The sequence below is a fragment of the Limnothrix sp. HT2024 genome (assembly GCF_059138625.1).
This window is the reverse complement of the sequence record NZ_CM181121.1, coordinates 2550808-2577163: the sequence shown is the minus strand read 5'-3', so window position 1 is coordinate 2577163 and position 26356 is coordinate 2550808. Positions and strand designations below refer to the sequence as shown.

The window sequence follows — 26356 nt, the reverse complement described above, 5'->3', positions numbered from 1 at the left end:
CGTTAGGGCGTGGTTTTCAGATTTTCCAGACCCGCCGTGACGCTGGCTTTCTCAATTCGATCGCCCTGTTGCACCTGGTCGATCGTCTCCATGCCCTTGGTCACATAGCCAAACACCGCATAGCTACCGTCCAGCGGGGTTAACTCCGCCAGCGCAAAGTAAAACTGCGACGAGGCAGAATCCGGCGACATCGATCTCGCCATGGCCACCGCGCCCCGCTTGTGGGTTAAAACCGGCGTTTCTGCAATACCCAAATCGGGGAACGTCGCGCTATAGACCGGCTGCGCTTGACCCTTGGGCTTAATTTCTAGGGGAATGGTGCGCTCGCGGCCCGTCTTGGGATCCGTGAAACCGCTCATTCCCAACTCCGTGATCGGAACCTTGGGATCCTTGCTGCGCGGGTCGCCCCCTTGCACCACAAAGGGCACCGGCTCCCGCACCACCCGATGGAACATCAAGCCGTCATAGACCCCACGGTTCACCAAATCCACAAAATTTCCCGCCGTGATCGGGGCGTTGGTGCCGTCCACCTCAATCTCCACCGGTTGACCCTTAATGGTCATGGTCACGGTTGCTTTGCCGGTTAACTGGGGCAAACCGGCGGGCAACTGGGCCGGCGTGGCCGCAACCGACGGCGTGGGGCTGCTCACTTGACGGCTATCGGCCGGTTGACCCGCACAGCCCGCGATCGAAAAAACCAGCAATGCGGCAATGGGCGCTAGCCAGAGCTTCCGGAATGCGTTTTTGCAGGTTTTCATGCAAGTGGTTGCTAAATAGCTCATGGTTACAGACCCTCCAGCGGCACAGCCAGAAACTTGGCCAAGGCGGCTCCTTCCGTTTCCAGTTCGGTCAGAGACAGGGGTTGACCGACCCGAGTTAGGGGAATATCGCGCATATTTTTCACCCGCAGATACAAAACCCGCCGGGGGTTAATCCCTTCCTTGAGGTCTACGCGCACCGATTGAATCGCGCTCAGGTCGCAGGTGAGCTTTACTTCACGATTTTTGCCGGGATAGCCCCACCGGAAGATTGTGGCTTTGCCCGTGGTGCGATCGAACTCGTTATAACCACCGCCCACATTCCAGCGAATGGTTAACCACAGATAGGTGGCCAGCAGTGACCCGGCGGTGCCATACAGCCCCATCACCAGTCCTTGGGGGACAAACACGAGCTTGGTGGGGTCTGAGAACAACAGCAGATTCACGCCCAGGTAACTCGACAAACCGGCAAGCAAAAAGCCCGTAGCGCCGATGGTGACGATCGTGGCGATCGCATAGCTACTGAGACGGCGCGCGCCGACAATCTCCGTCCGCAACAGGCGATCGGATTGGGGATCGGTGGAGACAGTCATAGGTGTATGGCTTAAAAATTGCTTGTGTATCGAAAACAGGTGTGGGAATTCAGGGGGGATGAAACGCTTGTTTGCCCCAAACTGCTGGCTCAGACCGGCCATGACTTGAGCGGGCCCGGTTGCTCCATCAGGAATCGTCCCTTCAACAGTCTAAGCAAACTTGGCAGATTCCTAAAAATCTTGGCGAAAGACAACGATCCAAGAATGGCTGACAAACATTAAGCATAATTACTTATTTTTTCTTAACAAAGGTCTTAGATTGCGAGAAATAACAAAAATCGAAATAGGGCGATCGCCCGGAGCCGCAAACTCGGTGATGGTGACTTGGCGCTGGATTGCGATCGGGCTACGAGATTGACCACCCATGGGCTGTGGATTGGCATGGGAATTGGCGGTGGTCTGTTACGGAGCCACCCATCGATCCCCGCAATTCTTAAATTAGTCTGAAATTGATCGGAAGGGTTTTCGCCGCCCGCGATCCCGCCAGCGGGCCCCATTGACGCGATCCACCTGGGTTTGATCAACTCCGTTACGAGATTCCCCGCCCCCCGATCGCCCCTTCAATTATCATGAGACTTGTAATCGATGTGATCGTTCGACTAAACCCTGGAAACCAGTCCAAATTTTCTGATTTGGTTGCCAGACTTGCGATCGCCCTACCCTCACCCGAAATGAGTGTGGTAGGTTAAGAAAAATTAACCGATCTCAGCAATCGATGGCATCGGCAACGGCGCTCTTCTGGGTGGAAGTGCAACTCATGCCCCAACCCCCTGCGGATTCTCACCGTTGCCCAGGCCCCGATCGCGAGACGGGTCAAAATTCTACGGAACCGGAAGCGCTTCAAACCCGCCTCACGACCGTAGATATCGCAATTTTGAACCTCTGTTAACAGATAGAGAGGAACTCCATGACCATCGCAGTTGGACGCGTGGGCACGGAACGCGGGTGGTTCGACGTAGTGGACGACTGGCTGAAGCGAGATCGCTTCGTCTTCGTCGGCTGGTCGGGTCTGCTGTTGTTCCCCTGCGCATACCTCGCCCTCGGAGGCTGGCTGACCGGCACCACCTTCGTCACCTCGTGGTACACCCACGGATTGGCTTCGTCGTACCTGGAAGGATGCAACTTCCTGACCGTCGCCGTGTCCACCCCGGCGAATAGCTTGGGTCACTCGCTGCTGCTGCTGTGGGGTCCCGAAGCACAGGGAGACTTCGTGCGCTGGTGCCAGTTGGGCGGTTTGTGGAACTTTGTGGCATTGCATGGGGCATTTGGACTGATCGGCTTCATGCTGCGTCAGTTCGAAATTGCCCGCTTGGTGGGGATTCGTCCTTACAACGCGATCGCCTTCTCGGGCCCGATCGCGGTGTTTGTGTCGGTATTCCTGATGTACCCGTTGGGTCAATCGGGCTGGTTCTTTGCGCCCAGCTTTGGAGTGGCATCAATCTTCCGGTTCCTGCTGTTCCTGCAAGGGTTCCACAACTGGACGCTGAATCCGTTCCACATGATGGGTGTCGCCGGGATTCTCGGCGGTGCGCTGCTGTGCGCCATCCACGGTGCAACGGTAGAAAACACCCTGTTCCAAGATGGGGAAAAGGCGAACACCTTTGGTGCATTTGAGCCGACCCAAGCCGAAGAAACCTACTCGATGGTGACGGCGAACCGATTCTGGTCGCAAATCTTCGGGATTGCGTTCTCGAACAAGCGTTGGCTGCACTTCTTCATGCTGTTCGTGCCCGTGATGGGTCTGTGGACGAGTTCGATCGGGATTGTGGGATTGGGCTTGAACCTGCGGGCATACGACTTCGTGTCGCAAGAGCTGCGGGCGGCTGAAGACCCCGAATTCGAGACGTTCTACACGAAGAACATCCTGTTGAACGAAGGCATCCGCGCTTGGATGGCTCCGCAAGACCAACCCCACGAAAACTTCATCTTCCCCGAAGAGGTCCTGCCCCGTGGAAACGCCCTTTAATACTGCAATGGTCGTGGGCGGCCGTGACCAAGATTCCACCGGTTTTGCCTGGTGGTCGGGTAACGCCCGTCTGATTAACCTGTCCGGAAAGCTGCTGGGTGCTCACGTGGCCCACGCTGGCTTGATTGTGTTCTGGGCCGGTGCGATGACGTTGTTTGAACTGTCGCACTTCATCCCTGAAAAGCCCATGTATGAGCAGGGCTTCATCCTGCTGCCTCACCTGGCCACGTTGGGCTTGGGTGTGGGTCCCGGTGGCGAAGTGGTGGATACCTTCCCTTACTTCGTGGCGGGCGTGCTGCACTTGATTTCGTCGGCGGTGCTCGGCTTGGGTGGGATTTACCACGCCATCCGCGGCCCCGAAACCCTTGAAGAGTACTCGTCCTTCTTCGGCTACGACTGGAAGGACAAGAACCAAATGACCAACATCATCGGCTATCACCTGATCCTGTTGGGTTGCGGTGCGTTGCTGCTGGTGTTTAAGGCCATGTTCTTTGGCGGCGTTTACGACACCTGGGCTCCCGGTGGCGGTGACGTGCGTGTCATTACCAACCCGACCCTGAACCCGGCGCGGATCTTTGGCTACCTGACTAAGGCTCCCTTTGGCGGCGAAGGCTGGATTGTCTCCGTGAACAACATGGAAGACATCATCGGCGGCCATATTTGGGTGGGTCTGACCTGCATTGCCGGTGGTATCTGGCACATCCTGACCAAGCCGTTTGCTTGGGCGCGTCGTGCGTTCATCTGGTCCGGTGAAGCTTACCTGTCCTACAGCTTGGGCGCTCTGTCGTTGATGGGCTTCATTGCCTCGACGATGGTGTGGTACAACAACACCGCTTATCCGAGCGAGTTCTTTGGCCCTACCGGCCCTGAAGCTTCGCAGGCTCAAGCACTGACCTTCTTGATTCGTGACCAACGTTTGGGTGCAAACGTGGGTTCGGCTCAAGGCCCCACGGGTCTGGGTAAATATCTGATGCGTTCGCCTTCGGGTGAAATCATCTTTGGTGGTGAAACGATGCGTTTCTGGGACTTCCAAGGCCCTTGGCTGGAACCCCTGCGCGGCCCCAACGGTTTGGATCTGAACAAGATCAAGAATGACATTCAGCCCTGGCAAGCTCGCCGCGCGGCTGAGTACATGACGCACGCTCCTCTGGGTTCGTTGAACTCGGTGGGCGGTGTGGCGACCGAAATTAACTCGTTTAACTACGTGTCGCCCCGCGCTTGGTTGGCTACGTCGCACTTTGTGTTGGCGTTCTTCTTCCTGGTGGGTCACCTGTGGCACGCTGGTCGCGCTCGCGCGGCTGAAGCGGGCTTCGAGAAGGGGATCAACCGCGAGAGCGAACCCGCGCTGGCGATGCCCGACCTCGACTAATCGATCGAGCTGTTGGCAATTTGATCGGGTTTGTCCTGCGGGATGACCCGATCGCCCTTAACAGAGACCCTCGCTAGTCGGGGGTCTTTGTGTTTTTGCAGGCGAGGCGAAAAAGATGGCAGAGCTTGACCCCAGGGCCGCCCGAGAACGCTGGCAACGGGCACAACAATTAGCCCAAGAGACGGAACAGGCCGCGATCGGGCGGTGGTCGGTGGCGGGTTTGCCTGGCTTGTTGCGCTTGCAGCGGGAACTGTGGGCTGCGGGCGATCGGGCGATTGCAGAGCGCCTGGAGCGGGCTGATTGTTTTGTGGCTTGCGATCGGGGTTGTGATTGGTGCTGCTATCTGAACGTGCCGATCGCGGGGCTAGAAGCCCAGGTGATTGCCGATTGGATCAGAGCGCTGCCGATGGCTCAGCGGCGGCTGATTCTGGAGCGGTTGGCGCAAACCCTAGGGCAGCTCGAGTTGATGAACCCGGGCGATCGGCTCGGTCACAAAATCCCCTGCGCTTTTTTGGAACCCGATGGCACTTGCGGAATCTATCCCGTGCGGCCGGCCACCTGTCGATCGCACCACTCCACCTGTGCTGCCGATTGTCAACAGGGCTGGGAAACGGGCCAATGGCCGGCGCGATCGGGGCCGATCGATGCCCAGGTTTTTGACTTGGAAGCCCAGAACGCGGGGCTACAGGCGGCTTGCGTTGCCCTGGCAATTCCGTTGGCCACTGGGGAATTGCACCAAGCGCTTGGGATGCTGGTGCTCGATCGGCCACAGTTCAAGAACAACGGGTCAGGGTAACCGGCTAAGTTTTCCCAATTTCGCCTGAGACCAACAGCGGCCCTTTTCTCTTAAGGGCGGTTTCAGCGGTGAAGCTCAGCGGTGAATTTCAGTCATTCATTTCAACAGTGATTTTCAACGATGATCGGGCGATCGCACCTCTGAACCCGGCGCGTGAAACGGTTGAGCAACGGGCCCTTGGGACTGGGCACGGGAAAACGCTGCCCACTGATCTAACCACTTGAAGGGCCAGCCCGCCCGATGATGCCAATTGGAAGCGGTGGCCAGAACCAAGCCCCCCACCCACAGCAGGGGAGTCGGTAGCGTCACGGTTCGGAGCAACTGCCATAGTTCCGCCGCCAGAAAAAAACCGACCACCAAAACGAGCCACACTCGAAAATTCGCCATTGTTGTTTCGATCGCCCCTCACGGCCCCAGTCTCGTCCAGATTGCTTGCCAGCCGTTGAACCCGGCACAACGGTTCTAGGCTAATTGATCTTCTGTTCAACACCAAACCCCGCCAGCGCAATTTGATCCAACGGCGCATCCTCCGTGGCGGGGCGATGGTAGTTCAAAATCCGCCGCAGGCGAAGGGCAGGATTCACCAGGGTGATCGAATCCACCGACACCACCCGTTGATAGTGGGTGGTCATCCTCAATTCTCGAGTGGCAACGGTGAAGTGAAATTGGGCCACCATTGGTTTAGCTTCCTCGTAGGCGCGATCGCGCAGGTAGTCGCCCTCCAGGATTGATCCCGTTTCAGCGTTGGGGACGAACAAAAAATTCAAGCTCTGGGCCACCCGCTCGCCATGCTCGGAAACCGTTTGGAAGTCGAGGTGATAGCCCGGAATCTGGTCGAGATCGGCCCGATCGGGTCGTTCATTGTCCTGTAGGACTTGTTGCTTTTGCTCGAGTGAAATCGGGCGAATTTGAAATTCCGTGTGCGATCGCTCCACGGTTTGGTTGCGTAAGTAATGGTAGGTGCGTTCGGCGCTCCAGTCGCCAACACAATGCTCAAAAAAGGTTTGAAATGGTTTTAGGGTTTGAAAAGTCATCGGACGGTGGTTAGGGGCGGTGGATGGCGGCAGAACGCTGAGCCGGCCGGATCGATCGCTGGCGAATCGATCACCCAGGGCGATCGCGTCTCAACTTGGTTTGCACGGCGCTGCTTGAATTATCCAGGGTGGCTGCCTAGGGATAAACCCCATTGACCGTCTAGCGATCACGACCCAACTAGTCTAGAATCGAAAGGTTGTCTGTTTGTCGCGACACGACACCTGATCGTATGGCAGTCCCTAAGAAGAAAACCTCCAACGGCAAGCGCGATCAACGCCGTGCCACTTGGAAGCGCAAAGCCAATTTGCGTGCTCAGCAAGCCCTGTCCCTGGGCAAGTCGATCCTGACCGGTCGATCGAATTTTGTCTTCCCCACCAAAGAAACCGAAGACGAAACCGAAGAATAAGTCATCTTGCGGCGGTTGATGTCGCTCTCTGCAAGTGCGCCACCACCGCCCTCGATCGCCCCGCCTGTTTTGCCTAGCCCAGTTACCTGAGTTTGGGTCAGCGCGGGTACTAAATCAGATTAATTACTTGATTCATTATTTATACAATTCCTGACTCATTATCTCTGTTCAAGACTGTTTAAGATTAATCCAGTCGTCAACATCGAACCACATCGGAATCAGAAATTCTGAGAGCGCTTTAAAATCAAAACAGGAACGTTAAAACAAGACGACTCAGAGGATGTCTGAAAAGCCAAACTTGCTACTCGGTATGCCCCGATAATCGACGCAGACAAGGGGCTTAAGCCCCTTGCCCCCACGACACTGGCCCGTACTGAAAGACACTTCTCAGACATTCTCTCAGGCAACTCTCCGATCAGATTTCAAGCCAGCAAACTTAAGCAAGTGTTTTCTCAGTCAGTCTCTACCCGGTGCTGCGACTATGCTAGGCAAGTTTTTTCAAAAACCAGAACCCAATCAGGGCGATCGCGTGCCGCCGGGTCAATACTTAGCCACGGGGTTTCCGGTGCTGACCTATGGCGATACACCGGACATTCACCTAGAGGATTGGGAACTGGAGGTTTGGGGTTGTGCCCAGCCGGTCAAGCTTCGTTGGCATGACCTGATGGCCATGCCCCAGTCGGACTTCACGGCGGATTTTCACTGCGTTACCCGCTGGTCCAAGCTGGATGTGCAGTGGCGCGGGGTGAAGGTGACGGACTTTATGCGGTCGATCGATCTGGATCCGAAGGCAGTGCATGTGATGCAGCACTGCTATGGGGACTACACCACTAACTTGGCGATCGAGGATTTCCTGCGCGAGGAAAACTTCTTTGCGCATACGTTGTTTGGCGAACCTTTGCCCCCGGATCATGGCGGGCCGCTGCGGTTGGTGGTTCCCCATTTATATGCTTGGAAAAGCGGCAAGTGGCTGAAGGGCTTGGAATTTTTGGATCACGAAGCCCTGGGTTTTTGGGAACGCAATGGTTACCACAAGCGCGGTGAACCCTGGGCGGAGGAACGGTACGCCGGGCGTGGTCTGTTCCTTTAACCTGAAATCCTGAATACGGATATGGGTGCAACTCCCGCAATTAATCCCGTCATGAATACCGAAGATACCGGGCGAAAGCACGAGCAGGAACCAAAACCAGGGCCAGAGCCAAAACAACAACCTTTCACCACTGGCGATCGAACTGATCCATCACAGAACCCTGACCAGGGGCCAAAAAACGTTTTGGGCGGGCCGCTGGCGCTCTGTGGCCAAAATCCGATCACGGGGTTCTATCGCACGGGCTGTTGCGAAACGGGGCCGCTTGATCGGGGATCCCATACGGTTTGTGCCCAGGTGACGGCAGCATTTTTGGAATTCACCCGATCGCGCGGCAATGATCTGAGCACTCCGCTGCCTTGGGCTGATTTTCCGGGGCTGAAACCGGGCGATCGGTGGTGTCTATGCGCCAGTCGGTGGCTAGAGGCCGTGGCGGCCGGGGCGGCTCCGCCTGTGGATTTGCAAGCAACCCATGAGGCGGCCCTGCGAATTGTGCCCCTAGAGGCCTTAAAGCGCCATGCCTTGTCCCGATCGCCCGAGGCCAGCTCAGATGGGACTCAGCCAAATCAGGCCAGTTAACCGAATCAGGCCAGTTAAATATAAACAAATCAGGCCAGTTAAATATAAATAACTTAGACAAATTGGGCGAATTAGACCAGTTAGGTGTGATCCCCGTAATCTATAGCATTTCGGTTGATTGCGACTCATTGCAAAAGACCAAGGGTGAGTAATCACTCCCAAGGGCTGTAAGGCAAGGCTAGCCGTCGTTTTCAGGGCTGTGCAGTACGGTTTTCCCACAATTCTTCGCTAGATTGTCAGAGCAGGTCAGGGTACAGTAGAAGCAGGTCAGCAACCTGCTTGGCAAACACCCTAGCGATACACCAACGCAGCAAAACACTGCATGAGGCGATCGTCCTAGCTTGGCTCAAGTAGCAATGGAATTGGGAGTGAGCCTTGGGACTGAGAACCTTACCCGGTTCCAGACTCGTCCTCTACACCCTTGAGGCTTGTTCACCGAATCTGCGCTGCGTTTGCTGTGCAGGCTTAACGCTCGGTTGTGCTGGCTGATGGGCCCCTGTTGCAACAAACCTAACCCTTGGCATTTCGCCAAGACTCGATCGAGTCGTTCCAACGACGACACCAGAGCCGATCGAAACTTTCTGGCAAACTCGCGGCGCGATCGCGAATATTTTTGCCAAACTATTCGGACGGACTCGGCTTTTATTGGGAGGGCCATCGTCAAGTGTCTGACAACACCAACATCCACGAACAAATCGAAGAAGAACGGCAGGCTGCACGCGAAGCGTGCAGCACGAACGGAGTTCACTCGCCTGAATGTGCGGCTGCTTGGGATGCACTGGAAGAACTGCAAGCCGAAGCATCGCATCAAAAAGAAGGGCATCCTGAAAAGAATTCCTTTGAAAAGTATTGCGATGACAACCCAGATGCGGCTGAATGCCGTCTCTACGACGACTAAGCCATAGTGCTTCTCGGTCATCTAGCAAAAGTTTGGCAGCCGAACCCCCATTCAAAATCCCAAGACTGATCACCTGAAGATTCATGATTTGGGGCGTTCGGCCACTGGCGAATCACTCACATGAGTGCTGATTTCTGACTCGGCCTGCGGGCCGACGTGCAGGTTTTGGTTTTTTCGCTCTCGTTTGAAATCTGGCCCCAGGGCCGCAGCAACAGGATGCGCAGTCAAAGCGTTATCCTGTTTTTGCTTTTTGGGCCCATGGGGCCGATCGAGGACAAAACCGTGAGTGGCGATCGAGTAATTGTGGCGCTGGATGTGTCTACCTATGAGGCGGCGATCGCTTGGGTCGATCGCTTGCCGGAGGTGTCGTTCTGGAAAGTGGGTTTGGAGCTGTTCATCAGTGCGGGCCCCGCGATCGTACAGGAATTGAAGCAGCGACAAAAGCGGGTTTTTCTGGATCTGAAGCTCCATGACATTCCCAACACCATGGCTGGGGCGGCCCGGGCCGTGGGGCGTTATGGCGTGGATTTGTTGACGGTGCATGGGGCTGCGGGGCTGACGGCCTTGGAAGCGGCCCAAACGGCGGCGATCGCAGGGGCTGCCGAAGCGGGCGTTACGCCGCCCCAACTGATTGCCGTGACCCTGCTCACCAGCATTGGCCCCGAGTGCTTGGCGGCCGATTTGCAGGTGTCTGCGAGCGTGGCTGACTACACCGCCCATTTGGCGCAATTGGCGAAAACGGCTGGTTTGGCGGGGGCCGTTTGTTCTCCCCAGGAGGCAACGACCTTGCGATCGCACTATGGCTCTGACTTTCTGTTGGTTTGTCCTGGGGTGCGGCCGGCTTGGGCCGCATCCGGCGATCAACAGCGCACCCTCACGCCTGCCGAGGCTTTCGCGGCCGGAGCCAGTTATTTGGTGGTGGGCCGACCGGTGACGGCGGCGGCGGATCCGGTGGCAGCTTGGGAGCGGCTGGTGGCTGAGGTCGCCAGCCGCTAGACCCGATGCAATTTCGCCCAAGGCGGGTGAGCGGTTCGATCGCGGTTGATGTCATCCTATTGCTATTGCGTTTTTTGCAATTGCCCTTTGCGATGGCGGTGGCGATCGCATTCATTGGCCACTGCATTTTTATTCCCTAGGATTCAATCAAAAGGATTTGGTCAAACCATGGCGCAAACGACTGGAGCAGACGCGATCGATGTGGCGATCGAGCAGGGGATTGATTTTGACGGAACGCCGATCCCGGCCGCGCGTCTGGAACTCTATCGCAAGGTGATGGCCATTGAAGCCCAGCGCCAACGCAGCGGCGTGACCAACACCATGCGATCGCGAATTGTGCGGATTGGGGCTAAGCACTTTGCCCAAGCGGAATTAAATCAAATGTTGCTGGATGCTGACCTGACCCCGCTCAAGGAGAAGGAAATTGCGTTTTACTACGGCGGCAAATAGCCTAGTTGCACAGCAAGCGTATTTTGATAGGTCAAATCAAATGACGGTTATCGTTACCAGACCGTTAGGCAGCAAGGGGCTTAAGCCCCTTGTTACAACGGCTGGCTCCGCGGCGTTGACCCAGCGAATTAGGGCAGCCGTCCCATCACTGGGGCGATCAGGCCTGATTTTTGGGGCGATCGGGCTGGGTTTGGGCTTGGGGGCCCAGCCCTTGGCGGCGGCCCCCAGCAACCCGCTCACCCCCTTGCAACGGTTGCAAACCACCCGTGCCTGCGTTGAGTGTGACCTGTCTGGGGTTGATCTGAGCGGCTTGGACTTGCGGGGCGTTGACTTACAGCGAGCCACACTGACGGCAGCGGTTTTGAACGGGGCGAACCTGCGCGGGGCCCGGCTCGATGGCATTGCCGGCCAGGAAGCCCAGTTTCGGGATGCGAATTTGAGCGGGGCCACCCTGACCGATGCGCGGATGCGTGGGGCCAAGTTCCAGCGGGCTAACCTCACGGAAGCGGTGTTGGATAAGGCTCGCCTGCGGGAAGCGAACTTTCGAGGCGCAACCCTGACCCGCGCCAGTTTGGTGCAGAGCCTGTTGGTGGCCAGTCGCCTAAAGGAAGCGAACTTGCAGGGGGCTGATCTGCGGTTTGCCCAGTTGGATGGGGCGGATTTGTCCGATGCTCAGTTGCGATCGAGTAAGTTGGTGCGATCAAGCCTGACAGGAGCTACCCTACTGGGGGCAAACCTGGTGATGGCTAATTTTGAAGGGGCCAATCTCTCCCAAGCCAAGCTGGGCGGCGCGGACGGGTTTCAAGCCAACTTTGCCAATGCTCTGTTGTTGGGGGCGGGCCTGCGGCAAACCAACTTGGAAGAAGCCAACCTCAGCAGTGTGAAGGCGGTGGGGGCGCGGTTTTTGGAAACGAACCTCCGCAGCGCGATCGCCACGGGAGCCGACTTCACCCAAGCTGACTTCAGCAAGGCCAATCTCCAGCGGGCGGGTCTCAGCTTGGCGGTGTTTCGGCAAGCGCGCCTGATTGGCACGAATCTGCAACAGGCCAAGATGGGAGGGGCCGTGATGCAAGGGGCTGTGCTCACCGATGCTCGGCTCGATCGCGCCTACTTGGCCCAGGCGGACTTACGAAGCATCGTGACCCGCAACACCAATTTCACCGGAGCCACCTTAGACGGAGCCGTGACCCGTGGGGCTGACTTGTCTGGGGCGATCGGCTGGGTGCAATAGGCCGTTGATCAACCCGCTAGCCGATTGATCAAACGGGTCGATCAATCTGGTCAATTTCCATGGGCGATCGCGCTGATTGGGCGATCGCCTCGTTCGGTCAATGGTTGGTTTAAGGGGCGAATTTCTGGATCACCCAATGGCGGGATCACAGATTATTTTGATTGGTTTGACCCCAATTATTCATTTATTCATTGGGTTTTTGGTCGCGGGGAAAGCCACCAATCAGGCCGCTTTCAATCATCAACCCCACACCGGCATTAATCACCGCCAGGGCGATCGTGCCCCACCAAAACCAAGAATCGCCGTTAATGCGGCGTGTTACCGCTTCCCCAAATAAACAAAGACCCAAGGGAAACAGCAACACACCCGCTTGGGCTTTGATATACCAAGTCCACTTTTTACTCATCGGTTTGTTTTGCGCTTTTGTGCTTTTTGTTTGTACTTTTTTGATGGAGCTTGTGCTCTTTGATTCGGTGCTCGGGAATCTGATTAGGGCAAATCTTGATCGATCGGGGGATTGGAATCAAGACCCGAGGAATTTGGGCCGCAATCGATCGGGCGATCGAACCCATGGAGCGGCCTAAATTCAAGCTATTGATTCTTCATCTTGATCTGTTCTGCCGACAGACCATAATTCGATTCAATGTCGATCGCGGCGGAACCCCCCTTCACCATCAGGCTAAACATCGATCCCATTTGCAGCCAAATGAAGATCGCCGTGGGAACCACCACCAACAGGCTCACCCCATAGGCCAACAGGGTAAAAAATCCCAAAACCTTCAGGCTTTCGCCCATGCACAAAAAGGTGAACACCGCCAAACCCAAGTAGGCGATGCGCATTTGGGGCTTTTTATATTCCACGGTGGGCTGGGTGCGGCGGTTTTCATACCAGCGGTTCACCTGAAATTCCAGCATGTTCTTAAAAATTTGCCCAAAGGCCAGGGCAAAGAACAGGGTAACCAGAACGAATTGCGTGCTGTGGGGACTGCTGTAGATCATGGTTTGCAGGGCAGGGTTTGAAGGGCCGTTAAATCGAGCGATCGAGGCGGGGTTTTGTAACGGAATTGCAACAAAGTTGGTGTTGCCATCCTACCGCATCCGCTGGGCTGACCGGCTCGATCGCCCCGCAATTCAGCTTAGAATGCAGCCTAGTTTCCGTCAGAGCGTGATCTCATGGGTCTGCTATTGCACCATTTTTCCCGTTACTGGCCGGGTCGGGCTGTTCGGGCGATCGGGCTGGGGCTGTTGGTCGGGGCGATCGGGACAGTAGGCGGCCCGCTTCAGTCGCCTGCCCGTTCCAGCGTGGTGTTAACGGTGGATCCCCAAGGCAATGATGCGGCCGCTCGATCGGGCCGCGGCAGCTTCCGCACCATCACCAGCGCCCTTGACCATGCGAGCCAATACAGCAATGGGGTCACCATTCGTCTGGCTCCGGGCCGCTACAGTGCGGAATTAGGCGAGCAGTTTCCCCTGCGTGTGCCCGATGGGGTGACCCTCAGCGGCGATCTGGACGGCCAGGGCCAAGCGGTGGTCATTCAAGGGGCCGGCGGCTTCAGCAGTCGCAGTTTCTCGCAACAGGCCGTGGCGATCGCCCTGACGGGGAGCGGGTCAGTGTTGGGGGTCACGGTCAGCAATCCGGTGCCACGCGGTACGGGCATTTGGGTGGAAAGCGACGGAGCCACGCCCGTGATCGCCAACAATCGCCTTTTGAACAACCATCGCGACGGCATTTTCGTGACGGGGCGGGCCCAACCGCAAATTCTGCGCAATTGGTTCCAAAACAATGGCGGCAATGGCCTGTCCATCACCCGTGACGCGGGGGGGATTGTGCGCGAAAACCGGTTTCAGGCAACGGGGTTTGGTCTGGCGATCGGGGGCAATGCCAGCCCGGTGATTCAAGACAACCAAATTACCCAAAACCGAGACGGGGTGGTGATTTCTAATCAGGCCCAACCGCTGCTGCGCCGTAACCAAATTGAAGGCAACAGTAACGATGGGTTGGTGATGATTGATCGCGCCCAGCCGGATTTGGGCACGGCCTTCAGTCCCGGCGAGAATCGCATTCTGAATAATGGTCGCTACGCAATCTATAACGCCACCAAGGGAACGACGGTTTCGGCGGTGGGCAATGAGTTAGATCGATCGCGGGTGATGGGATCGGTGCTGCTGTCTTGGGGTGGTTTCGGGGAATCGCAATCGATCGCCCCAGGATTCCGCCCGATCGCCCCTATCCTCTCGTTTCATCGACCATGATCCCAACTTCAGATTCCCAAATCTCAGATTCCCAACTTTTAGATTCTCCAGCGCCCATATCCCCTAATTTGGCTCCTTGGCGATCGCCCCTGTCGCGGGCCTTGCACCGTAACCGATCGCTGATCTATGCCCGCTATTTGCAACTGGCCACGGTGCGCCCCGATGGCAGTCCTGCGAACCGAACGGTGGTCTTTCGGGGATTTCGCGATCGCACGGATTGGCTCACGGTGATCACGGACAGCCGCAGCGAAAAGATGCCGCAACTAGCTGCAAATCCCCGCGCGGAAGCCTGTTGGTACTTTCCCAAAACGCGCGAACAATTTCGGATTGCCGGAACCTTGCGGGCGGTGCTGTCCACCACGCCCGACCCCACGGAGCAGGCCGAGCGATCGCACCTGTGGCAAAACCTCTCGGATGCGGCCCGGTTGCAGTTTGCCTGGCCCGAGCCTCGGGGCGATCGCACGGTTGATCCGGCCGCCTTTGCGCCGCCGCCGCCGGATCCGATCGCGCCGCTGGAGACCTTTGTGCTGTTGTGGCTCATCCCTGAGCGGGTGGATTGGCTGGAGCTGAAGGGGGAGCCGCAAAATCGCACCGGGTTCGATCGCACCCCCGACGGTTGGCAAACCCACGCCCTCAACCCTTAGAGGATGTCTGAAAAGCCAAAATTGCTACTCTGTACGCCCCAGGGATCGATGTAGACAAGGGGCTTAAGCCCCTTGCTCCCACGACAATTAATGTTTAGCCCGTACTGAAAGATACTTCTCAGACATCCTCTTAGGGCGGTGGCTGCCATCTATTGGGGACATTGGGGGTGAATGGCCCCTTGGGTGCAGAGATAGGCCAACTGGCGGGGATCCAAATTCTTGGCTTGGCTGAAGTCTGCGCCCTTCACCAGGGCCGAGGGCTTTTCGCCGTCGGTGCGGCCCACAAACCCACCGGCCGGGGCTGTGTTGGTTGGGGCAAAGATCGCGCCTTTCAGGTTGGCTCCCTCAAACAGGGCCCCGCGTAAATCGGCCTGGGAAAAATCGGTGCCTTGTAATTGGGCATTTTGCAGTTGTGCCCCTTGCAGGTTGGCTCCGATCAGGCGGGTGGCGCTCAGGTCGGCATTCCGCAAGTTGGCCCGGTTTAAATCAGCGGTGGATAGATCGCCCCCGCGCCAACTGGCTTCGGTGAGGTCGGCTTGGGCCAAGCTGGCTCCCACGGCCCGAGCTTGACCCAGCTTGGCTCCATGCAAACTGGCTTGGTTCAGCTTGGCATCCCCGAGATCGGCCCCCGTGAGGCTGGCTCCATCGAGGTTGGCCGCTTCCAGATTTGCTCCCAGTAATTTGGCTTGGCTGAGGTTGGCTCCAATTAAACGCGCACTGGTCAGATTGGTGCCATTCAGGGCGGCCGCAACCAGGCTGGTGCGCTCCAGTTGACCGGTAATTAAGGACGCGCCGGTCAGGTCGGCTCCGCGCAAGTCGGCTCCTGAGAGATCGGTGAGGGCATCGTCAAAGGTGTTCCAGCGGCCGTCGGGCCCGGCCGATCGAAAAACGGAGCCGCGCAGGTTGGCCCCGGTGAGCACGGCGCTGCGGAGTTTGAGTCCCGAAAGATCAGCGCGATCGAGCACCAGAGAAAATTGAGCGTTGGGCGAATTGGACTGGCCCAAATCCACGCGGCTGAGGTCGATCGCCCCATCAGCCCCCGATCGCAACCGCAGCAATTTGGCGATCGCCCGTTGGGTGGCCCGCAACCGCAGGGCTGCTCGGGTGGCCTCTCCGGTGTTGGGCCCCGCCGCCAAACTATCGGCATCGGTCTTGAGGGTTTGGTTTAACCGTTGCAGATAGGGCAAGGCGGCCGGCCCGGCGCTGGTGATCGACTGTTGCAGGGCTTCAATGAGCTGTGGGGATTCCTCTTGGCCCAACAAATTCAGCAGCAGCACAATTTCCGGATTTGGATCCTGCACGGCCCCCAGGGCCAACACGGAACCCCGTCGTTGGTCAGGGGCGTTTTGGCTATATTTCGCCACCAAATCCAGCAGCAGTTCCTTCTTCTGGGCTTGGGCCGCCCGTCGATCGACCTGATCTTGGGCATAGATTTGAGTAGCCGCAAAGGTTCCCAACACCAGCACCAAACCGAGCGATCCCACCACCACAATCGCCGTACCGGGATTTTGGCGCACCCAACCCCACAGCCCCCGGGCCCCGATCGGGGAAAGGATCAAATTCGTGGTTTCCTGGCCACTAGGATGATTCAGGGTCAGCCGCGCTGCCGATCGCTCCGTGAGCGAACCACTGCCCGATCGATCATTAACCAGGAGCGATCGGCCCATGGTGGCCGGCTCGATCGGCCCCGGTTCCATGGCCGCCATCCCCGGTTCCACCCAGCCTTCCGGGTCTCGTAAATCCACAACCCGTGTCTTGGCCAATCGATCGCGCCAGGGCCGCCGCTGGGGATCCAACAGCGCCGTTCCGGACTCCACCGCCAGCCCCACCACCGCCAAACCCAGCAAAATCGACAAATCTGGATAGGCCCCGCTGGCCCGCCACACGCCATAGGCCGTTCCCAGCGGCAAACCCCAGCGGCCCACCCCTTCTCGCAACAACACCCGCCCCAAACCAGGAGCGCGCCCTTGCTCATCCGTTAATTGCAAACCAAACCAGGCCTTCGGCGACGTTTTGCCCGTGGTAGCCAGTAAAAAAAGTTGTAAGCCGCCCAGGGCCACCGGCAACACCAAGGCCCCAGACCAAAAGAGATTGGTCATCGGAGCCACGGCCGTGGGGCGCAAGTGTGGCGGAATGGCAAAGGTTTTGGCGGCCGCATCCTCCACACTGGCCAGCACCGGATTCAGCGGAACGGGTGGCCCCTCCAAGGCCGTGCGAGCCGCTTGCCCGATCGCAAAGGGCAAGCCCCCGCTGGCCGCAATCAGCGCCACTTCCACCGCCCAAGCCCCCATCCGCCGCCACAGAAGCGATCGCCGCTTGGGGCGATCGCTCCCTTCCGGGGCGAAGGTGGAGCCAAAGTCGGGATTAAAGTCGGGATTGTCGTTCGGAGCAGTCGGCGGGCTAACCATGCGGCGATTCCTGATGACGGCCAAGGTCATGGGGAGGACAAAACCAGACTACTCGAACCTTAGGCGAGGCACAGCCCTTCCTGGGGCCGCATCAGGCTTTGGGCGTTGCCAGCCTGGAACGCAGCTTTGGGCGCAACCCATGACCGAAATGGGGCCTACCCATCATGCCACAACCCCATTGGTACTCAAGTAACTCAAGGGTTGAAAGGCTGGCCCTTAGGTCAATGAAAATTTCAGTGCGCAAGCCCCCAAGTCAAGTTCTCAAACTGCTGCTAATGAAGGCTTTTGCGCCTAAGGTGGCTGACCGAGAGCGGCGGGATCGGTGAAATGCTTGTGGGTGAAATGTGACTGCTCACCTTGCTTTCTGCTCGGGCCTAGTTGCCCAATGGCGGTCTTGGGAGCCGATCGCCCAATTTCACCGATTTTTGCTGCTTTACGAGTTCAGGGGCCTTTTTTCACTGTTGTTCGATCGGACAGGGCGATCAATCAACTGATCAATGATCCAGCGCTAACCCGTATTTTTTGTAGTTCTCAATACAAAAAGATCCGTAAATTTACAGAAACTGCCCATTTAATAATTCAAGGTAAAAATCAAGTTAAATTCAATCACCTTTTAAATTCACATTTAATGAAAAAGTATTTGAATGACCGTTTCAGACCACTCTAGCTTGAAGCGAACTGTCTTGAATCATCGACCATTTTTTTCATTAATTACCCCTTATCCTCTCTTGCGATCTCCGGAAAGAGAAAGCACTATAGATTTAATGGACAACAGTCCACAGATGGGAAACATTCGGGATCGTAGCCCAAGTGAAGTTTGGCATGATTATGTATCAGATTGGGAACAATTCGATACAGGGGAACCCAAATCAAACCCAGCAAACTTGTTGGCTCTTAGGCATCTTAAGGAAGCTTTAGCATGGTGAAAGTTGTCATCCTCGGTGGTGGTATTGCCGGAATGAGCGCCGCCCATGAGTTAGTTGAGCGGGGTTTTGCCGTTGAAGTGTATGAACTCAAAAGCATTGCGGGCGGAAAGGCGCGCAGCATCAAAGTGCCAGACAGCGCCGCCCCAGGCAAACAGCCCCTGCCGGGTGAGCATGGGTTTCGCTTCTTTCCCAGCTTTTATCGGCATGTGACCGACACCATGAAGCGCATTCCTTACCAGCCTCCTCAGGGTGGAAAATTGCGCAGGGTTTTTGACAATTTGGTGGACACCACTCGGTTAGCATTGGCGCAATATGAGGATCACAAAAACCTCATTATCCTGCCCGATCGCTTTCCCCAAAGCCTAGGAGACCTGATCCTCATTTTTCGGGCTTTGCTGCAAGGGGCTACCGCTGACCTCTTGCCCGGTGAATTGGAGTTCTTTGCTGAACGCGTTTTCCAACTCCTAACCTCCTGTCCAGAACGCCGTCTGGGAGAATATGAAAAAATTGGCTGGTGGGATTATTTGGATGCCCAAAACAAGTCGATCGCCTATCAAAATTTACTGGCCCGCGGCCTGACCACCTCGCTCGTGGCTTCCCGGGCTGAATTGGCCAGTACCAAGACCATGGGCGATATCTTCTTGCAGCTTTTGTTGGGCATTGTAGATCCCAGCAACAGCAGCGCCGATCGCGTCTTGAATGGCCCGACCAATGATGTTTGGATTGATCCCTGGCTAAAATACCTCAAGGCCCGGGGTGTGGAATATCATTTTTCCAGCCGCCTGCGTTCCATCCAAACGGAACGGGATGCCCAAGGCAACACCAAGATTTCAGGGGCGATCGTCACTGACTTAGAAACCAAGGTCGATCGCTTTGTCACGGGTGATGTTTACATTGCTGCCCTGCCCGCAGAAATTATCGCTGGACTGATCTCCGATGACCTGATTCAAGGCGACCCCACCTTCGCCAACCTCAAGCGCCTGGCAACCAGCACCGCCTGGATGAACGGTATTCAGTACTATCTCAACCGAGATGTGCCCGTCACCCATGGCCACGTGTTGTATGTGGATTCCCCTTGGGCCTTAACGTCCATTTCCCAAACCAAGTTTTGGCCAGAATTTCCCGTTGAACAATTTGGCGATGGGCAAGTCCGAGGCATCATCTCCGCCATCCCCTCCAACTGGGGTTACTTCATCAACCCAAACACCGATGAAGTGGGCGCAATCAACGGTACGTTGGGGCTGAAAATTCCCAAACCAGCCCAAATTTGTAACCCCGAGGAGATTAAGGAAGAAGTGTGGGAGCAAATGAAGCGCTCCTTGAAGGAAAAGGGGAAACCGCTCCTGAAAGATGAGGATCTTCATAGCTGGTTTTTGGATCCCGATATTGTTCACAACTGCTGTGACTTAGCAACCGATCCTGAAAAACTCGATGAAGTCTTGAATGGTGCATTACCTGACTTTTTCAAGGATCTATTTTTGTGGATTCATCACCAGAACCGCGAAGTTACCTTGGAGGAGATTGCTGAGTATCTCAATGTGGATCAAAGCCAAGCCCGGTTGGCGGTGAATGCGCTAGTGGCGAAGGGATTTGTGGGGCCGATTCCACTGCCAGTGCCTAACGAGAAACTGCACCTGGAGTCCTCACAGCTATCCCAGCGTTTTCATGAACGATTGGGACGAGAAAGACTGCTCTACAAGAGCCGCATTGGTGACCCTAACGCCAATGTTAACGGTGAACCCTTGCTGGTCAATCTGGTGAATACTTGGGTGCTGCGTCCGGAAGCCCATACCAAGATTCCCAACTTTTTCTTGGCCTCAGACTATGTGCGCACCAACACGGACTTGGCAACCATGGAAGGAGCCAATGAAGCAGCTCGCCGGGCAGTGAACGCCATCATTGATGCTTATCAAGTCAAGGCTCCCTATTGCAAAATTTGGGAATTAAGGGAGCCAATTGTGTTTGCAGTTCGTCGTTGGTCAGACTATTTGCGCTACAAGCGGGGACTGCCCTGGAACGGAAAGGTTTCACCTTGGTATTTGCGGCTATTTTTTCCCTTTATTGCCCTATGGCAATTAATAAACCGTTGGTTTAGCTAGCGTTTGCCTTCGAGGGAATAGTCATCGATCACGATTTGATGTTAATATCACTTTACTAATGTCTAATCGTGACCGATGCCATAACATCTAGTTTGAACATTGATGACCAATCTAAATTCGACATAGCCAATCGCTTCAGTGGGCAGGTCTTTAGTTGGTAAGCCGAAATTAATTGATTTTGAGAATAAGAGCGAAAATTTAGTAAAAACATGACAATTTAGCAAAGTCAAGCAATAATTACAAATTCATGTGAATCTAGATTCAGGGTTGACTTACAGCCTTCAAGATTGATTATATTTCGATTTTGCCCCTGCTCTGATTCTGGTTTTGTTTGTAAATTGCGCTGCCACTAAATTGCTATGGACATGTTCGCTCAGTATCAAATTTCAGAGGTTCTTTCAACAACCGAACGGACGATTGTCTATCGGGCAGTGAAACAACCAGAGCAAAAGCCGGTCATCTTAAAAACGGTGGCCTCTGATTATCCCAATCGGGCTGATTTGGCTAAGCTTCAACATGAGTATGAAGTGCTCAGAAATTTAAATCTAGAAGGGGTTGTGGAAGCCTATGGACTTGATGAAATTCAGGGAAAACCCTTTTTAATTCTTGAAGACTTTGGAGGGTGTGACTTGATCTCTTGCCTCCAAAATCAATCGCTTTCACTGGGTGATATTCTATGGATTGGTTGTCAGTTGGCGGCAATTTTAGGACGGTTGCATAACTGCCAAATTATTCACAAGGATATTAAGCCACATAATCTAATCTTTGAACCTAAGGTTCGGCAATTAAAGCTAACAGACTTTTCGATCGCCTCTCGCCTTTCCAAGGAACATCCGATCCTCAGTAGTCCCAATCTTTTGGAGGGGACGTTGCTCTATGTGTCGCCAGAGCAAACGGGACGCATGAACCGCACGGTGGACTATCGAACCGATTTTTATTCTTTGGGTGTCACGCTCTATGAGTTATTAACGGGTCAGCTTCCTTTCCAATCCAGCGATCCCATGGAATTGGTACATTGCCATATTGCAAAGTCACCCATTCCGCCTCATTACCTCAATGTCCAAATTCCGCCTCAAGTGTCGGCAGTGATTTTGAAGCTGATGGCCAAAACGGCGGAAGAACGCTACCAAAGCGCCTATGGCATTCAGCGAGACTTGGAGGAATGCCTGAGCCAGTGGCAACGGTCTGGTTCGATCGCCCCGTTTCCCCTGGCGGAACGTGATCAGTGCGGCACGTTCTGCATTCCCCAGAAGCTCTACGGGCGGGAAGTGGAAGTGCAACAGCTTTTGGCTGTGTTCGATCGCGTCAGTGCGGGAAATACGGAAATGGTGCTGGTGGCGGGCTATTCCGGCATCGGTAAATCGGCTTTGGTGAATGAGGTGCATAAGCCGATCGCCCGTCAGCGTGGGTACTTCATTAGCGGCAAGTTTGACCAATTTCAACGCAATGTTCCCTATGCTTCTCCGATTCAAGCATTCCGCGAATTAGCGCGACAGTTGCTGACCGAAACGGAGGAACAAATTTCGGTTTGGCGCGCAAAATTGACCGCAGCTTTGGGCAGCAATGGATCAATCATTACCGACGTAATTCCCGAATTGGAATCGATTATTGGTCGCCAAGCGCCAGCGCCAGAGTTACCACCCTCCGAAGCCCAAAATCGCTTCAATTTGGTCTTTCGCACCTTCATCCATGTGTTTTGTCAGGTCGATCGACCGCTGGTCATTTTTCTAGATGATTTGCAATGGGCCGATGCGGCTTCCTTGCAGCTGATTGAACAGTTAATGACCGATCCCGATGGGCAATATTTGCTGATGTTGGGGGCCTATCGGGACAATGAAGTGGATTCCATGCATCCCCTGCTGCGGATGCTAAGTACGATCAATGCGGAGGGAGCCAAACTGCAAACCATTACCCTCAAGCCCTTGACGCTCGATCATGTGTTGACCTTGGTGGGCGATACCTTGCACCGACCATCGAAAAGCGTGGAACCCATCGCCCAGTTATTGGTGCAAAAAACCCAGGGAAATCCATTTTTCCTAACGCAGTTGTTTAAATATCTCTATGTTGAAGGAGTGATTTGGTTTGAGTCTGAAACAGGGCAATGGGAATGGAGCTTTCAGCATTTGCCTTCCATTGAAGTCACAGAAAATGTGATTAATTTGATGGTTCACGAAATCCAAAAATTGGATATTTCTGTGCAACGGGCTTTGCAACTGGCCGCCTGCATTGGTAACCAATTCGATTTGGACATGTTGGCAATTGTCCATGAGAAATCTACGGCTGAAACTTCCGCAGATTTGTGGCAAGCCCTTCAGGCAGGGTTGGTTATCCCGCTTAATGCGGCTTACAAAATTCCACAAGTTTTGGAAGATTGTCAAACCATCACCATCACCTACAAGTTTCTGCACGATCGCGTACAGCAAGCGGCTTACTCGTTAATTCCCGATGATGAAAAGCAACTCATCCATCTAACAGTGGGCCGTTTGTTACTCAACAGCATTGAACCCGATCGGCTGGATGACTACTTGTTTGATGTGGTGAATGCAATGAATGTGGGTTCCGCCCTCATAACCAATTCCCAGGAACAGCTCCTCTTGGCGCGGCTCAATGATCGAGCGGGCAGTAAAGCGAAGGCTGCGGCGGCCTACAGCTCGGCCCAAGAATACTTGGAAATGGGTCGTCAATTGTTGCCGGAAAATGCTTGGGAAACGGACTATGAATTAACATTCAGTCTTTATACCGAAAGTGTTGAAGTTGAATATTTACTGGCTCAATTTGAAAAAGCTCAGACCCTCTCGGAAGTTGCCTTGAAGCAATCACAATCGCTGCTTGATCGCACAAAAATTTATGAACTAAAAATTCAATTTCTGATCGCTGAAAACCAAATGCAAAGCGCGATCGAAACAGCTTTGCCTGTCTTGGAGCTGCTGGGCTATCCCTTGGTGGTTGATCCGCAATTGTTGCAACTGAATCAGCCGCTGCCAGAGCTAGATCAGTTGGCCAACTGCCCAGAGATGAGCGATCGCGCTGCTCTGGCGGCCCTCAAAATTCTGATTATTATTACGGGCCCCTCTTACCAAGCAAGACCCGATTTGCTGCCCTTCATCGTCTTTCGGATGGTGAACATGTGCCTAGAGCTGGGCCATTCCGCCCTCGCCGCCTACGCCTATGGCATGTATGGATTGTTATTGTGTGGCCCCTTAGATCAAATTGAATTGGGTTATCGATCGGGACAAATTTCCCTGCGAATTTTGGAGCAATACCCTTCGGATGCTCTGAAATGCAAAATCCACATGCTCTTCAATTCCTTTGTGGTTCATTGGAAAGAGCCGCATCAAAACACGATTCAATTCCTTGAGCGCACAGTTCAAATGGGAATGGAAACGGGCGATGTGGTTTATGCCACTTACTGTGCCATGTGGTCTTGTGGCTACATGATGCTGGTGGGAATGCCCCTGACGGAAGTCGCCCGAGAGCAACAGCTTTATATCGAATTGCTCCAGAAGATTAAACAAGATCATGGTCTATATCCAGCCATGACCTGGCGACAACTAACGGAAGCTTTGGAATCACTGGAAGCTCCCACTTCCCAACTGGAAGGTCGCTATATCAACCGCCAATTGGTTTTAGAGATTCAAGCCTCTGAAAACCAAATGTTGCTCTTTTTCATCTACTTTGCCGAAACCATTCTGGCTTACGTGATGAATGACTGGGAAGCGGCTAAAACCAAGGTGGATTTGGCTGCTCAATACCAAGCAGCAGCTCAGGCTTCCATGCTGTCTGGTGGCTTTACTTTCTATGCCGCATTGGTTTATCTAAAAACTGCTGAATTTAGCGATTCAGCTATTTCAAATGTGAATGTAAATGCTGATGAAAAAGATCAACGTTCAACCTTAGAATGTTTGATTGCTAAGCTGAAAAATTGGTCAAATCACGCACCAGAAAACTATCAAAGTAAATATGAATTGGTGATGGCGGAAACGGCCCGTTGGCAAGGGGAAATCCTCTGCGCCATGGACTATTACGATCGCGCCATGAACACAGCCCAAACCCATGGTCTTTGGGCTGAAGTTGCGATCGCCGCCGAGCGCGCCGCCGAGCTATATCAGGATTCCGGGCGTGGCAAAATTGCGAAACAATATTGGTTGGATGCGATTCATGCTTACGATCGCTGGGGAGCCAAAGCCAAGGTCGCCGCGCTCCAGACCAAAGTTTTGCCCCTGCAAAATCTATCTCCTCGGCGATCGCCCACCTTGCCGCCCAAGGGCACCCAGCACTCTACTCATCCCCACACAACCGCCAGTACGGTACTGGACATTAACACCGTAATTAAAGCGGCCCAAGCCCTTTCTCGGGAAATTGTGTTGTCACAATTGCTAACGCAATTAACGCGGTTAACCCTGGAAAATGCAGGAGCCCAAACCGGCTATTTGCTACTCAAGGATCCTCAAAAAAATAATCAGTTAATGGTGGTAGCGACCAGCCATGTGGAAGGGCAAACGGCCGTAGATGTTCCCCTGAACTGCCCCTTATCTCCGAGTTTATCTTTGCCGGTTTCCCTAATTCAATACGTGCAACGAACTCAAGAATCAGTGGTTTTGGGAAATGCCATGGCCGAAGGACTATTTACCAATGATCCTTACATTGCAAACCATCAAATTCAATCGGTGATTTGTATGCCCATTACTCAACAAGGACAGTTAATGGGCGTTCTCTATTTGGAGAATAATTTGGCGATCGATGCTTTCACGCCCGATCGCCTGGAAGTGTTGCAAATTCTGATGGCGCAGGCGGCTATTTCCATTGAAAATGCGCGTCTCTACCGAAACTTGGAAGACTACAGCAACAATCTGGAAAAGAAAGTAGCTGCTCGCACTCAGGAGCTAACCGAAAGAAATCAGCAGTTGAAGATTACGCTCCAAGAACTGCAACAAACCCAAGCACAACTGATTCAAGCGGAAAAAATGTCGAGCTTGGGGCAAATGGTGGCGGGTATTGCCCACGAAATTAATAATCCAATTAGTTTCATCATGGGAAATATTACCCATGCCCGGTCATACTTTTTAGACTTGCTGGATTTGTTGGCACTCCATGAGCAGCATTCCTCTGCAATTCATCCGATTGTTCAGGCAAGAATGCAAGAAATGGAGCTGGATTTCTTGAAGGAAGATTTGAACAGTCTGTTTCACTCCATGCAAAATGGGGTCGATCGGGTTCGGCAAATTGTCCTAGGACTGCGAAATTTCTCGCGCTTGGATGAATCGGATCAAAAACAAGTAGACCTGCACGAAGGAATTGACAACACGCTGCTGATTCTGCAACACCGATTACAGGTACAAAGCCAACAGCCAGAAATTAGCGTGTTAAAAAACTATGGTGAAATTCCGTTGGTGAATTGCTACGCCAGTATGGTGAATCAGGTCTTTTTGAATATTTTGACTAATGCGATCGATGCCTTGCGATCGCCCGCCGGTTTTGCCTTGCAGCCAATGCCCGAAATTTCCATTGAAACTCGCAAAGTTAGCGATCGCACTGTGCAAATTTCCATTACCGATAATGGCCCAGGTATGGAAGACACTGTGCGACAAAAAATCTTTGATCCCTTCTTCACCACAAAACCCGTGGGCGAAGGCAAAGGATTGGGGTTGTCGGTTAGCTATCAGATCATTACCCAACAACATCAGGGACAGTTATCTTGTCAGTCTGCACCCCAACAGGGAACCACATTAATGATTGAGTTACCCATTGCTGGCCCATCCTAAGGGGCTAATGATCTTGGCAGATTTGATGAAACTTTGCCAGAATTTTTAAATTGAACCCGTGGGCTACAAGCTCATCTTACGATTTCATGGGTGACCCATT

General features: G+C 54.3%; 24 protein-coding genes. 17 read left to right on the top strand and 7 right to left on the bottom strand.

Features of this window, described 5'->3' with window-relative positions; all coding sequences use genetic code 11:
• Window positions 1-2: 2 nt before the first annotated feature.
• Together AC2IAX_RS10275 and AC2IAX_RS10270 are read right to left on the bottom strand one after the other, a co-directional pair.
• Window positions 3-782 carry a peptidylprolyl isomerase gene (locus tag AC2IAX_RS10275; protein WP_494387425.1) on the bottom strand — a complete coding sequence of 260 codons (780 nt, stop codon included), beginning with the start codon at window positions 780-782 and terminating at the stop codon, window positions 3-5.
• A gap of 2 nt (window positions 783-784) precedes the next feature.
• The gene (locus AC2IAX_RS10270; RefSeq protein ID WP_494387424.1) at window positions 785-1351 is read right to left on the bottom strand and encodes a photosystem I assembly protein Ycf4; all 567 of its coding nucleotides are present in this window, start codon (window positions 1349-1351) and stop codon (window positions 785-787) included.
• A 715-nt stretch (window positions 1352-2066) separates the two neighbouring features.
• Here AC2IAX_RS10270 and AC2IAX_RS10265 point away from each other — a divergent pair.
• The 4 genes from AC2IAX_RS10265 (at window position 2067) to AC2IAX_RS10250 (ending at window position 5482) form a co-directional block, all read left to right on the top strand.
• Window positions 2067-2240, top strand: coding sequence for a hypothetical protein (locus tag AC2IAX_RS10265; RefSeq protein ID WP_494387423.1), 174 nt, complete (start codon window positions 2067-2069; stop codon window positions 2238-2240).
• A gap of 18 nt (window positions 2241-2258) precedes the next feature.
• Window positions 2259-3317: a photosystem II D2 protein (photosystem q(a) protein) gene (psbD, locus tag AC2IAX_RS10260; protein WP_463182408.1), complete on the top strand. Its 1059-nt coding sequence runs from the start codon at window positions 2259-2261 to the stop codon at window positions 3315-3317.
• A 7-nt stretch (window positions 3318-3324) separates the two neighbouring features.
• Entirely contained in the window at window positions 3325-4686 is a 1362-nt protein-coding gene (gene psbC, locus AC2IAX_RS10255; RefSeq protein WP_494390351.1) for a photosystem II reaction center protein CP43, read from the top strand.
• 115 nt (window positions 4687-4801) lie between these two features.
• Entirely contained in the window at window positions 4802-5482 is a 681-nt protein-coding gene (locus tag AC2IAX_RS10250; RefSeq protein WP_494387422.1) for a YkgJ family cysteine cluster protein, read from the top strand.
• 114 nt (window positions 5483-5596) lie between these two features.
• On the opposite strand, the gene AC2IAX_RS10245 is transcribed toward AC2IAX_RS10250, so the two are convergent.
• A complete protein-coding gene (locus AC2IAX_RS10245) occupies window positions 5597-5869 on the bottom strand; it encodes a hypothetical protein (RefSeq protein WP_494387421.1) in 273 nt (90 codons plus the stop codon).
• An 80-nt stretch (window positions 5870-5949) separates the two neighbouring features.
• On the bottom strand, window positions 5950-6516 hold the full coding sequence (locus AC2IAX_RS10240) for a phycobiliprotein lyase (protein WP_494387420.1): 567 nt from the start codon (window positions 6514-6516) through the stop codon (window positions 5950-5952).
• A gap of 230 nt (window positions 6517-6746) precedes the next feature.
• Here AC2IAX_RS10240 and rpmF point away from each other — a divergent pair, with 230 nt between their 5' ends.
• The 8 genes from rpmF to AC2IAX_RS10200 all read left to right on the top strand — a co-directional run bounded on the left by rpmF (window position 6747) and on the right by AC2IAX_RS10200 (window position 12164).
• Window positions 6747-6923 carry a 50S ribosomal protein L32 gene (rpmF, locus tag AC2IAX_RS10235; RefSeq protein ID WP_099532616.1) on the top strand — a complete coding sequence of 59 codons (177 nt, stop codon included), beginning with the start codon at window positions 6747-6749 and terminating at the stop codon, window positions 6921-6923.
• A gap of 481 nt (window positions 6924-7404) precedes the next feature.
• Window positions 7405-8013 carry a sulfite oxidase-like oxidoreductase gene (locus AC2IAX_RS10230; RefSeq protein ID WP_494387419.1) on the top strand — a complete coding sequence of 203 codons (609 nt, stop codon included), beginning with the start codon at window positions 7405-7407 and terminating at the stop codon, window positions 8011-8013.
• Window positions 8014-8196: 183 nt separating this feature from the next.
• The gene (locus AC2IAX_RS10225) at window positions 8197-8589 is read left to right on the top strand and encodes a DUF2237 family protein (RefSeq protein ID WP_242028006.1); all 393 of its coding nucleotides are present in this window, start codon (window positions 8197-8199) and stop codon (window positions 8587-8589) included.
• A 664-nt stretch (window positions 8590-9253) separates the two neighbouring features.
• Window positions 9254-9487, top strand: a complete 234-nt coding sequence (locus AC2IAX_RS10220; RefSeq protein ID WP_494387418.1) for a Calvin cycle protein CP12 — start codon at window positions 9254-9256, stop codon at window positions 9485-9487.
• Between the two features lie 216 nt (window positions 9488-9703).
• Window positions 9704-10483 (top strand): orotidine-5'-phosphate decarboxylase, encoded by a 780-nt coding sequence (gene pyrF, locus AC2IAX_RS10215; protein ID WP_494387417.1) that lies wholly within the window; start codon window positions 9704-9706, stop codon window positions 10481-10483.
• A 5-nt stretch (window positions 10484-10488) separates the two neighbouring features.
• The gene (locus tag AC2IAX_RS10210; protein WP_494387416.1) at window positions 10489-10623 is read left to right on the top strand and encodes a hypothetical protein; all 135 of its coding nucleotides are present in this window, start codon (window positions 10489-10491) and stop codon (window positions 10621-10623) included.
• A 28-nt stretch (window positions 10624-10651) separates the two neighbouring features.
• On the top strand, window positions 10652-10933 hold the full coding sequence (locus AC2IAX_RS10205) for a small RNA NsiR4-regulated ssr1528 family protein (protein WP_099532613.1): 282 nt from the start codon (window positions 10652-10654) through the stop codon (window positions 10931-10933).
• Window positions 10934-10973: 40 nt separating this feature from the next.
• On the top strand, window positions 10974-12164 hold the full coding sequence (locus AC2IAX_RS10200) for a pentapeptide repeat-containing protein (RefSeq protein ID WP_494387415.1): 1191 nt from the start codon (window positions 10974-10976) through the stop codon (window positions 12162-12164).
• Window positions 12165-12348: 184 nt separating this feature from the next.
• On the opposite strand, the gene AC2IAX_RS10195 is transcribed toward AC2IAX_RS10200, so the two are convergent.
• Window positions 12349-12570 carry a hypothetical protein gene (locus AC2IAX_RS10195; RefSeq protein WP_099532610.1) on the bottom strand — a complete coding sequence of 74 codons (222 nt, stop codon included), beginning with the start codon at window positions 12568-12570 and terminating at the stop codon, window positions 12349-12351.
• 185 nt (window positions 12571-12755) lie between these two features.
• The gene (locus AC2IAX_RS10190; RefSeq protein ID WP_494387414.1) at window positions 12756-13163 is read right to left on the bottom strand and encodes a hypothetical protein; all 408 of its coding nucleotides are present in this window, start codon (window positions 13161-13163) and stop codon (window positions 12756-12758) included.
• Window positions 13164-13337: 174 nt separating this feature from the next.
• Between AC2IAX_RS10190 and AC2IAX_RS10185 the strand changes: the two genes are divergently transcribed.
• Together AC2IAX_RS10185 and AC2IAX_RS10180 are read left to right on the top strand one after the other, a co-directional pair.
• Window positions 13338-14417, top strand: a complete 1080-nt coding sequence (locus AC2IAX_RS10185; protein WP_494387413.1) for a DUF1565 domain-containing protein — start codon at window positions 13338-13340, stop codon at window positions 14415-14417.
• Window positions 14414-15061, top strand: a complete 648-nt coding sequence (locus tag AC2IAX_RS10180) for an Npun_F5749 family FMN-dependent PPOX-type flavoprotein (protein ID WP_494387412.1) — start codon at window positions 14414-14416, stop codon at window positions 15059-15061. The genes AC2IAX_RS10185 and AC2IAX_RS10180 overlap by 4 nt, the downstream gene beginning before the upstream one ends.
• A gap of 149 nt (window positions 15062-15210) precedes the next feature.
• Here the strand turns inward: AC2IAX_RS10180 and AC2IAX_RS10175 are convergent, their stop codons facing one another.
• Window positions 15211-17469 carry a pentapeptide repeat-containing protein gene (locus tag AC2IAX_RS10175; RefSeq protein WP_494387411.1) on the bottom strand — a complete coding sequence of 753 codons (2259 nt, stop codon included), beginning with the start codon at window positions 17467-17469 and terminating at the stop codon, window positions 15211-15213.
• A 385-nt stretch (window positions 17470-17854) separates the two neighbouring features.
• Between AC2IAX_RS10175 and AC2IAX_RS10170 the strand changes: the two genes are divergently transcribed.
• From AC2IAX_RS10170 to AC2IAX_RS10160, 3 genes are all read left to right on the top strand, one after another.
• Window positions 17855-18136 carry a hypothetical protein gene (locus AC2IAX_RS10170; protein WP_494387410.1) on the top strand — a complete coding sequence of 94 codons (282 nt, stop codon included), beginning with the start codon at window positions 17855-17857 and terminating at the stop codon, window positions 18134-18136.
• A 252-nt stretch (window positions 18137-18388) separates the two neighbouring features.
• Entirely contained in the window at window positions 18389-20494 is a 2106-nt protein-coding gene (locus AC2IAX_RS10165; RefSeq protein WP_494387409.1) for a hydroxysqualene dehydroxylase, read from the top strand.
• Between the two features lie 359 nt (window positions 20495-20853).
• Entirely contained in the window at window positions 20854-26256 is a 5403-nt protein-coding gene (locus tag AC2IAX_RS10160; protein WP_494387408.1) for a trifunctional serine/threonine-protein kinase/ATP-binding protein/sensor histidine kinase, read from the top strand.
• The last annotated feature ends 100 nt before the right edge of the window (window positions 26257-26356 follow it).